We start from the raw sequence: 14,750 nt of genomic DNA, 5'->3' as shown, positions 1-14,750 counted from the left end.
GAGAGGGTGCAGGTTTTATATTAAGATTGTGCCACAGGAGAGGGAAGAGAAGAGTTTTGAACCGCAGAGGGCGCAGAGGGCGCAGAGGGAAGAGTGTTGCGAGGGTTTTGGGTTATGATTTTGATATTGGTTTGAAAAAGGAGAGGGGAGTTGACAGAGGATCTTAATGAATTGAGTTACGCTGTGATTGGGGCGGCGATGGAAGTTCATAAGGAGTTGGGGCCGGGGTTTTTGGAAGCGGTATATGAGAATTCGTTGCGTGAAGAACTATCGCGTCGGGGAATTCCTTTTGATCCTCAACCTACGGTAAATGTCTTTTACAAGGGTGTTGTCGTTGGGGAAGGCAGATACGATATGCTGGTTGCCAACACTCTCATTGTTGAATTAAAGTCAGTCCAAACTATACTTCCTATCCATGAAGCTCAAGTTATCTCCTACCTCAAAATGACTGGTTATCCTCTAGCCCTTCTGATCAACTTTAATGTCCGCTTTTTAAAAGAAGGAATCCGTCGCATCATCCTGTCGTAAAAAAACCTCTCAGCCCTCCCCACTCTGCGCTCTCTGCGCTCTCTGTGGTAAAATCCTCTTCAGAGCTATTTCACCTCTTTATAATCCACTCCATCAAGAGAAGAGTTTTGAACCGCAGAGGGCGCAGAGGACGCAGAGGGAAGAGTGTTGCGAGGGTTTTTGATGTCGTAAAAAAACCTCTCAGCCCTCCCCACTCTGCGCTCTCTGCGCTCTCTGTGGTAAAATCCTCTTCAGAGCTATTTCACCTCTTTATAATCCACTCCATCAAGAGAAGAGTTTTGAACCGCAGAGGGCGCAGAGGACGCAGAGGGAAGAGTGTTGCGAGGGTTTTTGATGTCGTAAAAAAACCTCTCAGCCCTCCCCTCTCTGCGCTCTCTGCGCTCTCTGTGGTAAAATCCTCTTCAGATCTTATTTGAATTTTACAAGCAAACAAAAAGCGATCGCACTTTAGATGCGATCGCTCTTATTCTACTTCATTCTACTTCGCTGGATAAACTTGACCTCTCATTTCACCATAGAACGAATGTTCTTCCGTATGCAAGTTGAAATAAAGAGCACCCCGCCGCGCTACTGCTTCCATTCCAGCAACAGTATTGACTTGACCCGGAAGGCCCAGTTCCACCGGACAACCTTCAGGTAAGCGAGGAATATTGTCAGGAACTTGAATATCTTCAACCGATGGAGGCGAACTTAGATTGGGAATTTGAGAGATACCTTGAGGTAAATTAGTAGGTAGTCCAGAAGTATTGTTAGGAATGTTGCCAATAATTTGGTTTAATTGAGGCAAACTTTGATTCGTAACTTGAGGTAAAGCTGTAGGTAAGCTAGGAGGATTTACAGGAGTTTGTCCGGGAAGTTGCTTCAATTGAGACGAACTTGGATCTTGGCTGTGATCTTCACCTAAATGAGAAGATTGGCGGGCAGTATTTGCAGAAGTTTTTCCAATAGGTTGACCATTCTGAAGAGTCAAACCTTCATCAGGAATACGAGGCACACCTTCGGGTAAATCGGGTGGAGAATCGACTAAAGTAATATTTTTATTCAAGATTGTGGCAGAAAGTTTACCATCTACGATCGTCTTGTCAAAGGTTCCGAATTGCCCCAAATCGAGCACAATAGGCCCAAGTACACCAGGAGGGCCGCAGTGAATGTGAAATCCGGTAATCTCTGAAGGATCGACACCAGATATTTGAACATCAACTTTGGCGGAGCTCAGATTTTTAGGAAAAGTAATTTTACCATATCCTTTAGCGTCCGATTCGATTGCTTCCCCAGGTTCTTGTTGAGGGCTGAGAAATGCTTCATACTTAGTAGCAGATCGCTCTCCGAAAGGATCGGGAGTACCTACAGAAGTGCCTGTAATAAAATCGGCGGCAGTTAAATCTTTGGCTGCAATACCATTGATCAACAATAGCGATTGATTGGCAATCTTATCTGTAACTAATACTTGACCTGAATTTGTTGTCGTAATGGCGAGATTGTTGAAACTGAGAGAGGGATTAAGTTGGATAAAGTCAACGCCGTTTTGAAAGTCCGTTATTAGATCGAATCCTTCACCCTTAGATATAACAAAAATATCTCCACCATTGCCTCCAGTTAATGTATCATTTCCAGCTCCGCCTGTCAGAACATCATCTCCTAAGTCTCCTAATAAAACATCATTACCAAGGTCGCCATTCAGGATATCGTTACCTTTACCACCCAGGAGCGAATCCTCGTTTTGACCCCCCGAAAGCGTGTCGTCGCCTTGATTGCCACAGAGTAAATCGTTTCCTGCATTACCCAAGAGGATATCGTTACCTCCCAACCCGATAATGGTATCATTTCCCGTCATGCCGTAATAAGTGCGACTCTCTTCGTTATTAGTTACCCAGTCGTCACCTCCTAGGAGCATAATCACGTCCTTTCCCAGAGAATTAGAAAGTGTACTAATCTGGTTAGCGGGTAGTTGATTGAAGAAAAATACATCGCTGCTTTCAGTCGCTAGACCGATGTCAAAAGGTATTCCCGTGTCGATTGCTGATAAGTTCATAGTTCGATACAAGTTAATTTATTCCTAGTAAAACTTATAACTTGCTGCTGCCTGGTTGCGCTAGTCAAATTGCGAAAGATTAGTTTCGCAAAATGTCCGAAGGCTTTTTCTGAAAGTGCTGCTGGAAGTATTTTGTAAAGCGACCAGGATTGTAAAAACCATATTCAAAAGCAATTTCTGTAATCGTTTTATTGCTCTCCATTAACTCCATACGAGCGGCTTCAAGTCTAGCAGTTCGCAAGAATTGACTGGGAGAAACACCGTAATGACGAGCAAAAGCAGTTTGCAAAGAACGACTGCTACAGTTCATGGCGATCGCAATTTGTGCAATTGTCAGCTCTTTTTTCATATTAGCCCGGATGTATTCGGCAGCCTCTCGCACGCGGGCGATCGAAATTTCAGATACTTTAATAATTGGTGGATCTAAAGTGTTGTAAGATGAACCTTGGACTAAGGTTGAGAAAACAGCAAGTTCTAAATTTTCAATTACCAGTGGATGTCCGTTCGTGTCAATCAAATTCCACAGCGTCATGACCATTTGATATAGCGATCGACCGTAAACAGTGGTACGATCGACAATTGGCATCAGCTTGGGACGATCGATCGGCTTGTCAAGATACTTGCTCAGTTCAGTTAAAAATCGAGCTTCATCTATATAAATTGAGATTGCACTGTATTTGGGTGAGTGCTGAAGACGGATTAGTTCGCCTCCCGGCTCACTTATCCCCAGATGTCGATCGTCCACGAGGAATTCGTTAGACCCAACTTTGAATACATGATCGCCGTCAAAAAATGTGAAAACTATTTTTCCAGGAAAAGTATATCCGGCGGTATATGTACTCCCAGCTTCCCAAACAACATTCAGGAGCTCGAAGTTCTTTAACTTCGCAAGTCGCCATTGAATTTTGTAATCTTTGGAATGGGGAATATGTTTAGTTATTGTCGGTAGTTGCTTAATATAGATCTCTGGATCGTTGATTTCAATATTCAAATCCCAGGCCATAATCAAATCGTCATAGTTGATACCCCACCATAATAATAATATAAGATATACAGCATAAAATTCACCAACTGTAGGGGCGAAGCATTTTGGCAAAAAATCTAATACGGTGTGCATAAATCATGACCCAAATGCTTCGCCCCGCCCCACGAATCAACCGCATTATCGAAATTTATGCCTGGAAATTTTGCATGGCCATTATCCTTACATGGGGGTTTTGTGTTGGGTTGGGCGAAGCATTCGGGTCTAGTATTTTGCGTATATTTCCATGATTATCGCCCGAATGCTTCGCCCCTACGAATTTATTTTCTCTCATTCTTAACTCTTCACCTCGATTACTTCACTTCCTTATAATCCACCCCATAACTCGTATCTCTCCCCGACAAATAAGTAGTTTTCCCCGTCAAAGTCTCCAAAGTTGCTCTCGTTTTAGCAGAAGTAATTGTATTCAATGGTACCCCCAACTTGCTAGCCAAACCGGCCGCCACGCCCACACCTTGTCCTTGATAAATATTCACTGTCGCAATGCGCCCGACTGATACTGCCATACCAACATACCCTGAAGATCGCCCGACGATCGCCAAATTATTCACTTTGCTAGCCAATGCACTTTCTATGCCAAAATTATACATCGGCAGTGGTGGAATTCTGGATGACAAATCCTTGACTCCGCCTCGTAAATCGAAATCGTAGGAAAAACTGCCGATCGACTTTTCGGCCTCTGTTCCTCCTTTAATAATTTCCTGTCCTGTCAGCGGTGCTACCACATCGCGAACGTTCAAAGTTTGTCTGATGTAAGCTTCATCTGGAATAAATACTCTCACATCTTTACCCGATTTTTTTTGTAGCCATTCTTGCAGATATGACATTTCTTTTAGCATCTCAGGAGTCGGTTTTCTGTCGTTAGCTTCCATCTTTATCAGTTGGTCAACTTGATATTTAAATAGGAAGCCGTTCCATGACATAGAATTGTCTTGATAAACGCAAATATTGGCTTTGTCAAAAAAGAAGCCTTTGTCTTGAGTAAAGGGCAAATTTCTGTCTACATGATAGGCCGCTCCGAGGGCTACGCTTCTGATATTGTAGCCGTCTCGGTAGGCTTGATAAATCGTGCTTAGGAAATTCCTCATCCAAAATTCGGTACTGGCATCATCTTTATATTTGGTAATGCTGGATTTAATTTTTTCTACTAAAGGGGTGTTGTAAAGAATGTCATCTTCCATTCTGCGGAGGTCGGACATCGTTAAGCCGGTAATTGTCGGAACTATGGATATCGCTAAGGTTTCATTTTTGGATTTGATGTTTTGCGATTCATATCCTGTATAATAGGATAATCCGGCTTTTCTGGCGAATTCGGCATCTTGAGTTACGTCTATGTAAGAGTTAGCTTTGATTTTAACTCCACTGTCTTTTACTTCGGCATATTCAATTTTGCGATCGACTACGTGGGGAACAAGAGTGGAGTTGGAAATAAGTTGAACATCTGCCTCTGAAAGCATATCTTTCAGTGCTTTATCTGCCGTTTTTGGTTCTATGCAAGATTCGGGAACTTTCGCTTTGTCTAAGAATTCCCGGAAGCATTGGGCGTAGGGTTGGTTGTACCAATCGGGGATTTTATCTAAATCGACGTAGCCTAAGCCGCCGCGGGTGAGTACGCCACCTAACATTGCGGTTTCATGGTTCGATCGCACTACCGCTACTTTTCCCTTTGCACCTAGGGTTTTCTTGGCCCAGATAGCTGCACATATCCCCGGTACTTCGTCGCCATAGACTACGATATCAAAGTTGCGATCGACTGGTGTTTGAGCTGCTGCTGGGGGCTTGTTTGTGGCTGTTTGGCGCAGGCTTGGGGGGTCTAATGTGGCACTTGCTTCGTTTCGGTGGGCGATCGAATCTTTGGTTTCTTTGAAATAGGGAGAGTCAACTAAAAGTTTTATGGCTACAAAAAAGATGGCAATGGCGGCTAATTTCTTGAAAGTAGGAAGCATTTAGTTGGCTCGTTGATGAATTTGGGATACCTGAAAGTACAATTCAGGGTTTACGGGGTTGAATATACCACATTTAGGTAATTGCGGCACAAGTTTAATTTTTCCGGCAACGGTTGGGAGTAGTATTAATATTAAGTTAATTCACAACTTGTAGTAGCCGTAACACTCTGCTGCTATTGTCAAAGCATCAGTAAAAAACGATAGACTGATGTTATGGTAGGATTGTCTGGGGCTGGTGGCAATTGGCAAGTTATTGATGAAATAGCCGATCGGGCTGTCGTCCAACAACAAGATAAGTTATCATGTGGCCCTGCTTGTGGTACAATGCTCCTCGGTGATCGCGGGGTTTATGGTGCAAACCAATCTTTAATTGCGGCTGAAACAGGAGTTCCTGTAAATATTGAAGATTTAGCAATCGCACTCAATACTCTGGATACAAGCAGTTCTAGATTTTGGTTGGGTGGTACTGTGTCTATTCCTGGGGCCACAAATTCTGAAATAGTTGAGGTATTAATTACTACTGGTTCTTGGGCTGCTATTTTGTGGGAAACTTTAGCTGACTTGGGTCATATAGTCATTGTTGATGGACTTGATGATACAGGAAAAATTATGATTCGCGACCCTTGGAATGCTACAAAATATAAAATGGAATTAGCAGAGTTTTTGAATTACTGGAACCTTCAAGCAGTTTACTCATTAAAACGATGAAAGTGCAAGTTTTATCTATTCAATCTGCGATCGCCCCTAATACTCACGAGGTTGTGCTGTCTGTTGGTACGGATACACAAAAATTTATTTTTACAACAGAAGTGAATCGAGTTGGAGAACATTTACTTCAGACGACTCGTGGCGATCGCACTTTTTCAGAGGTTTTCAGATTTAATCAGCGGGTAGCGATGAATGTGACAAATCTGGTTGTTAAATACTACAATCGTGAAACTGTCAATCTTCCGGCAGATGTCGGCGTCTTGGTCACTCCAGAAACGGCTTTATCGAAGCAAAAGCCATTTGAAAATAACAGTTTAGCAGATACTGAATCGCAGCAAACAACAGCAGTGGATGGAGAAATTCGTCAAAGGGCGATCGCGATTCTCGAACAGTTACCGGAAGCTGTGCTTGATGAAGCTGTGAGGTTTCTGGAGTCTTTGTATGTTCAGTGCGATCGGCTACAATAATTTAAGAATAACAATTAAGTCATCTGAAAAATACAGAAAAAATGGAAAAAGTTTTTGTACATCCTGAATGTCCTTTTTCAGCAGAGACATTTAACTTATTGGCACAATTTTATGAAAACCCAAGTTCAGATTTTTACATAGCACACAAAAAAGATTTTTTGAAGTATCTTGAAAATCCCTTGAAATATATTTTAAGCCAGGTCGAAGAGCTGTTACCTGATATTATAAAAAAATATATAAATATCAAGTGGGAGCAATTTGGAGAGATCGTTGAAACAAAAGGTTTACAATCAGTAGCTTACAGTGTGTCTTTGGGTTATGGAGATATCAATTATATAGATAATGCTCGCCTAGTGCTAAGATTTGACAACCAAGACTTAACTTTTGGTTTGTGTGCCGAATTTAACGATATTGATATTTTTAGAGATAATTATGAAAGCAATTATATAAATGACCCATTGGCAATCGATATCCTTAAACGTTATAATCTTCCTAATCAATATCATTGCTATTTAACCAACCAAATAATTCGTTGTAATTACCCTGTGCATGAATATCGTCTGACAATAATGAAACCTCAAAAATGTATTTATGAATTATTAGAAAGTATTATTTCTTTAGTTGCCAAACAAACACTAAAATTTGACGGTCAGCATAAAATTACTAACATTCAGGTTGCTAGATCGCTTGAAGCAGAAGAAGTATTAGGATATTCTGCACAACAGTTAATTCAGATAATAGCACAAACGTTTAAAAAAGTATTTCCATTATTTGTGATTTCAAATCTGTACGACAATGATTTACCTCTTCTTATAAGTCAATATTTTTCAGTATATGAAAAGGAATTTAATCCAGTATATCAACTAGAAAAAATTTCCGAAACTACTGGTTTTCAAACAACCCAACTAACCCAATGGATACACACCATTAACCGCAAGCAACAAGCCATCATCCAAGGCCCGCCCGGAACCGGAAAAACCTTCCTCGCTAAAAAACTCGCCCAACACTTAGTCGGTGGCGGTGACGGTTTCTCAGACATTATCCAATTTCATCCAGCTTATACTTATGAAGACTTTATTCAAGGCATCCGTCCCCAAAGTCAAGATGGGCAATTAACTTATCCAATAGTTCCCGGTAGGTTCCTAGAATTCTGCGAAAAAGCCGAAGTCTGTGAAGACACTTGCGTTCTCATTATTGATGAAATTAATCGTGCAAATTTATCTCAGGTATTTGGAGAGTTAATGTATTTGCTTGACGATCGCGATCGCACTGTTAAACTAGCCAGCGGCCAACTATTCAGAATCCCTACAAATGTCCGTATCATCGGCACAATGAACACCGCAGACCGTTCTATTGCCTTAGTCGATAACGCACTCCGCCGCCGTTTCGCATTCATTCCCATCTATCCAAACTATGAAGTGCTGCGACAGTATCACCAGAGAGAGAAAACAGGTTTCCCAGTTGATAAATTAACTAGCATCCTAGGAAATGTCAATCGGGCAATTAACAACAAACACTATGAACTAGGCATCTCCTTCTTTTTGACAAAAACCTTAGCTGAAGATATCCAAGATATTTGGCAAATGGAAATCGAGCCATACCTCGAAGAATACTTCTTTGATAACCAGGCAAAAATAGATGAATTTCTCTGGGATAAAATCAAAGATGAATTGAGCAAGTGATAATCTTATGAAACGAGAATTACCCCAAATCATCAAACTGACAGAATATGAATTACGAATTTTAGATCGAGACTCAATCCCCGAATCAGTAGGACAAAAAATACACCAAAATTATCGCAAGGAAATAGAGATAGAATTTCCCAACTTTAAAACAAGAGATAAATGGCACTTAAAATCTAACGGCAAAGTTGGCAACATTCCAATTACTCCCGAATTTCACATCGCCATCCGCCCAAAGGTTCCCATAAACAACTTATTCGGAATGCTTGACTATGCCTACAAGCTTAAGATAAAATTTCCCCAAGGATCGATTCAGTGCCAATTTTTAGAACAAATTTACGAGACATTAGCTAACATTCTTGCCCAGAAAATTCTCGAACGCTGTCGCAAAGGATTATATCGCGATTACTTATCCAAAACCGAAAGACTCGCTTACATTCGCGGCCGCGTCGATTTGCGATCGGCCCTGCAAAAACCTTGGGATGTTAAACTAAAATGCCACTATCACGAACAAACAGGCGATATCGAAGATAATCAAATACTCGCTTGGACACTTTTCATCATTGGCCGCAGCGGTTTGTGCGGTGAATCTGTTTCATCCACTGTGCGAAAAGCCTTTCACGCACTCCAAGGATTTGTTACATTAAAACCTTTTAAATCAGAAGCTTGTATCGATCGCACTTATCACCGTCTGAATCAAGATTATCAACTTTTACACGCCTTATGTCGATTCTTTTTAGATAACACAGGGCCCAGTCACGAAAAAGGCGATCGCGAAATGCTGCCTTTTCTCATAGACATGCCTAAATTATATGAACTTTTCGTCGCTGAATGGCTCGAAGCAAATACACCAAAAGGCTTTTTTGTCAAACCACAACACCTAGTCACACATGACAAAAATTATTTCGATAAGATTGACTTACTACTGTGCGATATTGCAACAAATAAAGTCCTGTATGTCCTCGATACCAAATACAAAGCTCCCGATCAAGTAGCCAGTAGTGATCGTAATCAAATAGTTGCTTACGCCAATGCGTTAAACTGCCACAATGCAATTCTCATCTACCCGCAAAATCTCAAACAGCCACTAGATATAAAACATGGTGATATCCAAGTTCGCAGTCTAACTTTTTCGCTAGATAGCGACCTCAATGAAGCCGGAAAAACCTTCTTAACCTCTCTACTTCCAAACACCCTGCCCTAACTCTTCTCTGCGGTTCATTTCTCCACAAAAAAAGAGGCGCGATCGCGCCTCCCAAATCTTTCATGTTCTGGTTCTAAACACTAACAGCTACTTTCGATTCCTTCGCAGTCAACTTCTCATAAGTCGCCCGCATCTTCAATCCCACCAACACTTGGAACAAACCAGTTCCATTATTGGAACCAGGATATTCGCGGTGTTGAAGCAATAGGTGAGTTAACTCGCCTTCATACTTCGCAGAAGTCTTGCTCAAATGGCTTTCGATGTAAATCACTTCTTCGAGATTTTCAAACTGACCATCTACTTCCAAAATCGATACTTCGTGGCCGTAGAAAGAGTCTGGTCCGTAATACATCTTAATTCCTGGATAGGAACAAGTTAGTTTCCGGCCGCAAGGAACCCAGTTAATTGTTGAACCTTCGTCAAACAAATATGCTGGCTCAAAGTTGGCGACGCCTTCGCGTTGGATCATCTGCACCCGCAGAACTTTCCGCTCTTTGTCATCCTTAATTAGATTGGTCGGCAATACTTGAATTACCACATCGGCATATTGCTTTTGTGGGTCGATGTAAGCCGTAAAGTCAGGTTTGCGAGCGTTGATCGCAAACAGCACGTCTTCGTAACGGTGGCCTCGTTCCGCCATGTCGCGCTGGATTTTCCAAGCGATTTTTACTTCGTCGCTGATGTCTAGGTAGACGCTGAAGTCGAGGAGATCTCGAACTCGTTCGTCGTACAGCGGGTGCAATCCCTCAATCACAATCACATGATTCGGCTCTACCCACTCAGGAGGATCGAGCAGGCCGGTTTCGTGGTTGTAAATCGGCTTGTCGATTCCTCGGCCTTCTTTGAGGGCTTTCATCTGCTCGGCCATCAGGTCGAAATTGTTGGCTCTGGGGTCAAGGGCTGTAATCCCTGTTTCTTTGCGCTGTTTGCGATCGAGACAATGATAATCGTCCAGACAGATTACAGTAACGAAATCTTCCCCGAACAAATCTGTCAATCGGCGCAAAAAAGTAGATTTTCCGCAACCGGAGTCTCCGCCAACGCCAATTAAAACCACGCGATCCGGCTTAGTTGTCATAGTTTTCCTCTAAAAAAATCACTGTTTAGTGACGCTCCTACACCAACCGCAAGCGTTATGTTGTAGGCATCTGAGTCCGGTCAAGGATATCAAGATCTTCCTTCAAGGTACTCCAATCGTTTCCCTCTACGGCGTTTTATAGTGAGGAAAACGTCTCGCCCCACTTGTCACATAAAAGCTGTTTTATCTAGACCTAGATTGTTATTCTGCGATCCAAGATATGAGTATTTTACGAGAATTATTACAATGAGTGCTCGTCTCCTCGCCACCCAAAGAATGCTGGTTGGCTGCGCCCAACATCGCTGGCAGGATCGCTCCTCACCTCGCGTGGCTCTCATCCCACCCCAAATCAAAGATTATGGGCTGGGGATTCCCGCCTGTCTAGCTAACTTTAGTGATTAATCTTACCAGAATGCGATCGCCCACTACAAGCTCAACGTCGATCGATTTTCGATTTTCGATTTTCGATTCGAGAATTAACGCCCTCAGTCATCAGACGTGCAGGAATAAATCCAGAACCTTGTAGCTGGCTGCTGTCGGTCAATAGGAGTCATTTGTTGCCCGATGCGGTATTCCATCGCCGGCCGCCGATCGAAAGGACTTATGGGGGCTGATCCCGCGATCGGGTAAAATAGTCGCAGTACGCAGACAACAATAGCTATAGGTCAACACCTGAACGCAGCCGGACGAGGTTCGCGGGGCGTGTTCGGCTAATTGGGAATTGGGGACGCGATCGAGCAAAACTTGACACACCCGCCCTGGGCGGCGAGGCTCAAAGATTAACGCGACCAATTAGTCCCGATGACCTTAAGAAAAAAGTAAATTGAGTCTACGGTCACATTCTCTATCTTTATAACTCTGTATCGTGAAGGAAAAGCAACAAATGTACAGCCCAAGCATATCTGGTGTTGCGACCAGCTCCATATCAGGCAGTCGCATCTTTGTCTATGAAGTCGAGGGTATGCGTCAAAGCTCCGAAACTGACCAAACAACTAGCCCGATTCGTCGTAGTGGTAACGTGTTTATCGCCGTCCCCTACGATCGCATGAATCAGGAAATGCGGAGGATTACTCGCATGGGTGGCAAAATAGTCAGCATTCGACCCTCCAACGACGCTCCCAAAACTCATGGCACTGTAGCACCAGAACTTGGACAACAGAGTCAGAAATCTGGAGAAACAACTAAGCCCATGACTCAAGCACAGGAAAAGGTTCAGGTTCCAGTTAACCTCTACAAGCCGGCTAATCCCTATATTGGCAAGTGCATTTCTACAGAAGAATTGGTCAAAGAAGGCGGCGACGGCACTGTCCGTCACGTTAAAATTGACATCTCTGGAGGCAATTTGCACTATCTGGAAGGTCAAAGTATTGGCATTATTCCCGATGGGACCGATAAAAACGGCAAACCTCACAAAATTCGGCTTTATTCGATCGCCTCTACCCGTCACGGAGATGATGTGGATGACAAAACTGTCTCTGTATGCGTCCGCAGGCTAGAGTACAAAAGCCCAGAAACTGGCGAACAAGTCTTTGGTGTCTGTTCCACTTTTATCACTGGTTTGGAACCGGGAGCTGAGGTCAAAATCACTGGCCCTGTAGGCAAGGAAATGTTATTGCCTGACGATGAGGATGCCACCATTATTATGATGGCGACTGGTACAGGAATTGCTCCTTTCCGCGCTTATTTGTGGCGGATGTTCAAGGAAAATAATCCAGAGTACAAATTCAAAGGTTTAGCTTGGCTATTCTTTGGAGTTGCTTACACTCCCAACATTCTGTACAAAGAAGAGTTGGAGCAATTGCAACGAGAGTTCCCTGATAATTTCCGATTGACTTATGCCATCAGCCGCGAGCAAAAGAATGCTGACGGCGGCAAAATGTACATTCAAAACCGGATTCAAGAGAACGCTGATGAACTGTGGGAATTAGTTCAAAAGCCGAAAACTCACACTTACATCTGTGGTTTGAAGGGCATGGAAGGCGGCATTGATGAAGGAATGTCGGCGGCATCTAGCAAGTATGATGTTGACTGGACTGCCTATCAAAAACAGTTGAAAAAAGAACATCGCTGGCACGTTGAAACCTATTAATGTGTAGCCTGATTTAATCTCAGTTGTAGGGCGGGCTTTGCTCGCCCTATAATTGTTTTAGACAGGTGTAAAACTAAATTAGTATATAATATACAGTAAGCTCACAGAAAAAGGGAGATGACTGAATATGGTCTTAATTTCCACCCAAAAACTGACATTTCAAGAGTATCTGAACTATGAGGGAGAATCAGGTGTTTGTTATGAATTATATCGGGGACAGATAATTGAAATGCCAACACCCACAGCTATACATATCAAAATCATTGAATTTTTGGTTTACCAGTTCCGATGCTTCTTTGCAGCACACAATCTACCGCTAGTTGCAGTTGTGACTACCGCAGTCCGAACCGAGGAAAATTCTTCGCGCGTTCCTGATGTAATGATTTGCACTCAAAGTCTTTGGGAACAAGTCTGTGCTAAACCTGGTTCCGCAATTCTGGATTTTGAAGAAAAACCACTTTTAGTGATTGAAGTTACCAGTCAAAATTGGCGGGATGACTACATCCGTAAACGGGCAGAATATGACTTGATTGACATCCCGGAATATTGGATTGTAGACCCAAATCAACCGAAAATACGAGTGTGTAGCCGTCCTGAAAATGAAGGTAGTTACTCTCAGCAAGAATTTTTGCCGGGACAGCAAGTTCAGTCTGTACAGTTCGCTGAATTTATTCTATCGGTGAATCAAGTGCTCTCTCCGCCGCTAGTGGAAGATTTAATTCGAGAAGAACAAGCACAGCGACAGCAGCTAGAACAGCAAGTTGAAAGATTATCACAGCGGCTTCGACAAATGGGGGTAGATATCGACACAGAAGTTTGAATTTTCATACCAAATTAAATCCCCGACTTCTTAAAGAAGTCGGGGATCTGTATATTGAGTTTAGTTAAATTACAAATTGCTTGATTAGCATACAATGATTGTAGATTAGAGTTTCTACGGGTCAAAGTCGTGGCTTTCAAAATTGGTTTGCTAGGTTTTATTAAATTTACTTACACAAGTATAAATCTCAAAATTTATGTGATTATTAAATAATAATGATATGCAAGATTCTGGATTACGAGGGTCAGAAAGTAGCCTATGCCAGTAAAAATTATTCGGGCAGCCTTTCGCGAGATACAAAAACTATCTTATGACAATTTTCAGATAGTTTACCAGATTATCAGTGGTTTGAGCCAAGGCAGCCATCAAAATGTTAGAAGTTTACAGGGACATGAAAAACTGTGGCGAACTCGTCAAGGTCAACTGCGTGTGATCTGGGAACTAGATTCTGGCAATATTGTAGTGATTAAAGCTGGTTTGCGAGGAGATGTTTACGATCGGGTGTTTGACAGTCGCGATCGCACAGATCCGCTGGAAATAGAGGCAATAAAGGCAATAGAAGAATTGAATAAACCTCAAGGAACCGCGCTAGTAGATCATCCAGCTTATGAATTTTCACTAGAAGATAGTAATTGGAACAAAGAAGAAGATCGTTGGTACAAATTTATTTATGCCAACTATTATCGCTACTCACCAGTGCTAACCCGTTACCAAAAACAGCCATTTGCTGAGTTGATGCAGCAGGGGATATGGTCTACAAACAATTGGTTAGTTCAGAGTGGGCCAGGAACGGGTAAAACTGTATGTGCGGCTCTTCTAGGTTGTGAACTTCATCGCGAGCAAGGGTGGAACACAATGCTTATTGTTCCTCCAGCAGTGCGTGAAGATTTGGAAAATTACTCAGAGATCAAGAAGATAAAAGAGCAAAATTCAGAAGGTTTTTGGCTGGGTACTTTTCCTGATTGGGTGCGTGAAGTAGATCCAGAATTGGGCGCTCGCCTAGCAACTTCAGAAGAAGAATTAACGGCTCTGCAAGTATTAGTGAGATTCGAGGGTTTAGCACCCAATTTAGGAAAAATTAGTTCGCGAGATGTTTTACTATATCAAGCTACTGTCGGCATTTTTCCAACAGATATCTAGTAATTAAGATACTT

At 42.4% G+C, this 14,750-nt stretch carries 14 protein-coding genes; 9 read left to right on the top strand and 5 right to left on the bottom strand.

The window, feature by feature from the left end:
* Nucleotides 1-150: 150 nt before the first annotated feature.
* Nucleotides 151-528 (top strand): GxxExxY protein, encoded by a 378-nt coding sequence (locus tag AAFP11_RS00355; RefSeq protein ID WP_341735213.1) that lies wholly within the window; start codon nucleotides 151-153, stop codon nucleotides 526-528.
* A 478-nt stretch (nucleotides 529-1,006) separates the two neighbouring features.
* On the opposite strand, the gene AAFP11_RS00350 is transcribed toward AAFP11_RS00355, so the two are convergent.
* The 3 genes from AAFP11_RS00350 to AAFP11_RS00340 all read right to left on the bottom strand — a co-directional run bounded on the left by AAFP11_RS00350 (nucleotide 1,007) and on the right by AAFP11_RS00340 (nucleotide 5,548).
* Nucleotides 1,007-2,560: a CHRD domain-containing protein gene (locus AAFP11_RS00350; RefSeq protein WP_341735212.1), complete on the bottom strand. Its 1,554-nt coding sequence runs from the start codon at nucleotides 2,558-2,560 to the stop codon at nucleotides 1,007-1,009.
* A gap of 79 nt (nucleotides 2,561-2,639) precedes the next feature.
* Nucleotides 2,640-3,677 (bottom strand): helix-turn-helix transcriptional regulator, encoded by a 1,038-nt coding sequence (locus AAFP11_RS00345; protein ID WP_341735211.1) that lies wholly within the window; start codon nucleotides 3,675-3,677, stop codon nucleotides 2,640-2,642.
* 218 nt (nucleotides 3,678-3,895) lie between these two features.
* On the bottom strand, nucleotides 3,896-5,548 hold the full coding sequence (locus AAFP11_RS00340) for an FAD-dependent oxidoreductase (protein WP_341735210.1): 1,653 nt from the start codon (nucleotides 5,546-5,548) through the stop codon (nucleotides 3,896-3,898).
* A gap of 213 nt (nucleotides 5,549-5,761) precedes the next feature.
* Here AAFP11_RS00340 and AAFP11_RS00335 point away from each other — a divergent pair, with 213 nt between their 5' ends.
* The 4 genes from AAFP11_RS00335 to AAFP11_RS00320 are packed head-to-tail and all read left to right on the top strand — an operon-like array spanning nucleotide 5,762 to nucleotide 9,609.
* A complete protein-coding gene (locus AAFP11_RS00335) occupies nucleotides 5,762-6,256 on the top strand; it encodes a papain-like cysteine protease family protein (protein ID WP_341735209.1) in 495 nt (164 codons plus the stop codon).
* Nucleotides 6,257-6,258: 2 nt separating this feature from the next.
* Entirely contained in the window at nucleotides 6,259-6,723 is a 465-nt protein-coding gene (locus AAFP11_RS00330; RefSeq protein ID WP_341735208.1) for a hypothetical protein, read from the top strand.
* 41 nt (nucleotides 6,724-6,764) lie between these two features.
* Entirely contained in the window at nucleotides 6,765-8,405 is a 1,641-nt protein-coding gene (locus tag AAFP11_RS00325) for an AAA family ATPase (protein ID WP_341735207.1), read from the top strand.
* Between the two features lie 7 nt (nucleotides 8,406-8,412).
* The gene (locus AAFP11_RS00320; protein WP_341735206.1) at nucleotides 8,413-9,609 is read left to right on the top strand and encodes a restriction endonuclease; all 1,197 of its coding nucleotides are present in this window, start codon (nucleotides 8,413-8,415) and stop codon (nucleotides 9,607-9,609) included.
* A 73-nt stretch (nucleotides 9,610-9,682) separates the two neighbouring features.
* On the opposite strand, the gene AAFP11_RS00315 is transcribed toward AAFP11_RS00320, so the two are convergent.
* On the bottom strand, nucleotides 9,683-10,687 hold the full coding sequence (locus AAFP11_RS00315) for a phosphoribulokinase (protein ID WP_341735205.1): 1,005 nt from the start codon (nucleotides 10,685-10,687) through the stop codon (nucleotides 9,683-9,685).
* A 246-nt stretch (nucleotides 10,688-10,933) separates the two neighbouring features.
* On the opposite strand from AAFP11_RS00315, the gene AAFP11_RS00310 reads away from it, so the two are divergent.
* Nucleotides 10,934-11,089 carry a hypothetical protein gene (locus AAFP11_RS00310; RefSeq protein ID WP_341735204.1) on the top strand — a complete coding sequence of 52 codons (156 nt, stop codon included), beginning with the start codon at nucleotides 10,934-10,936 and terminating at the stop codon, nucleotides 11,087-11,089.
* Between the two features lie 138 nt (nucleotides 11,090-11,227).
* On the opposite strand, the gene AAFP11_RS00305 is transcribed toward AAFP11_RS00310, so the two are convergent.
* Nucleotides 11,228-11,479 carry a hypothetical protein gene (locus AAFP11_RS00305; RefSeq protein ID WP_341735203.1) on the bottom strand — a complete coding sequence of 84 codons (252 nt, stop codon included), beginning with the start codon at nucleotides 11,477-11,479 and terminating at the stop codon, nucleotides 11,228-11,230.
* 91 nt (nucleotides 11,480-11,570) lie between these two features.
* Between AAFP11_RS00305 and AAFP11_RS00300 the strand changes: the two genes are divergently transcribed.
* From AAFP11_RS00300 to AAFP11_RS00290, 3 genes are all read left to right on the top strand, one after another.
* Entirely contained in the window at nucleotides 11,571-12,776 is a 1,206-nt protein-coding gene (locus AAFP11_RS00300) for a ferredoxin-NADP reductase (protein ID WP_341735202.1), read from the top strand.
* A 127-nt stretch (nucleotides 12,777-12,903) separates the two neighbouring features.
* The gene (locus AAFP11_RS00295) at nucleotides 12,904-13,596 is read left to right on the top strand and encodes a Uma2 family endonuclease (protein ID WP_341735201.1); all 693 of its coding nucleotides are present in this window, start codon (nucleotides 12,904-12,906) and stop codon (nucleotides 13,594-13,596) included.
* Nucleotides 13,597-13,854: 258 nt separating this feature from the next.
* The gene (locus AAFP11_RS00290; RefSeq protein ID WP_341735200.1) at nucleotides 13,855-14,736 is read left to right on the top strand and encodes a hypothetical protein; all 882 of its coding nucleotides are present in this window, start codon (nucleotides 13,855-13,857) and stop codon (nucleotides 14,734-14,736) included.
* The last annotated feature ends 14 nt before the right edge of the window (nucleotides 14,737-14,750 follow it).

Source organism: Microcoleus sp. CAWBG640 (assembly GCF_020883015.1).
Taxonomy (GTDB): domain Bacteria; phylum Cyanobacteriota; class Cyanobacteriia; order Cyanobacteriales; family Microcoleaceae; genus Microcoleus; species Microcoleus anatoxicus.
This window is presented reverse-complemented; position numbering and strand designations above follow the sequence as displayed.

Bases quoted from the DNA above. Each gene is read 5' to 3' on its own strand.
- AAFP11_RS00350 (WP_341735212.1), bottom strand. From the start codon at position 2,560: ATGAACTTATCAGCAATCGACACGGGAATACCTTTTGACATCGGTCTA.
- AAFP11_RS00345 (WP_341735211.1), bottom strand. From the start codon at position 3,677: ATGCACACCGTATTAGATTTTTTGCCAAAATGCTTCGCCCCTACAGTT.
- AAFP11_RS00340 (WP_341735210.1), bottom strand. From the start codon at position 5,548: ATGCTTCCTACTTTCAAGAAATTAGCCGCCATTGCCATCTTTTTTGTA.
- AAFP11_RS00335 (WP_341735209.1), top strand. From the start codon at position 5,762: ATGGTAGGATTGTCTGGGGCTGGTGGCAATTGGCAAGTTATTGATGAA.
- AAFP11_RS00325 (WP_341735207.1), top strand. From the start codon at position 6,765: ATGGAAAAAGTTTTTGTACATCCTGAATGTCCTTTTTCAGCAGAGACA.
- AAFP11_RS00320 (WP_341735206.1), top strand. From the start codon at position 8,413: ATGAAACGAGAATTACCCCAAATCATCAAACTGACAGAATATGAATTA.
- AAFP11_RS00315 (WP_341735205.1), bottom strand. From the start codon at position 10,687: ATGACAACTAAGCCGGATCGCGTGGTTTTAATTGGCGTTGGCGGAGAC.
- AAFP11_RS00310 (WP_341735204.1), top strand. From the start codon at position 10,934: ATGAGTGCTCGTCTCCTCGCCACCCAAAGAATGCTGGTTGGCTGCGCC.
- AAFP11_RS00300 (WP_341735202.1), top strand. From the start codon at position 11,571: ATGTACAGCCCAAGCATATCTGGTGTTGCGACCAGCTCCATATCAGGC.
- AAFP11_RS00295 (WP_341735201.1), top strand. From the start codon at position 12,904: ATGGTCTTAATTTCCACCCAAAAACTGACATTTCAAGAGTATCTGAAC.
- AAFP11_RS00290 (WP_341735200.1), top strand. From the start codon at position 13,855: ATGCCAGTAAAAATTATTCGGGCAGCCTTTCGCGAGATACAAAAACTA.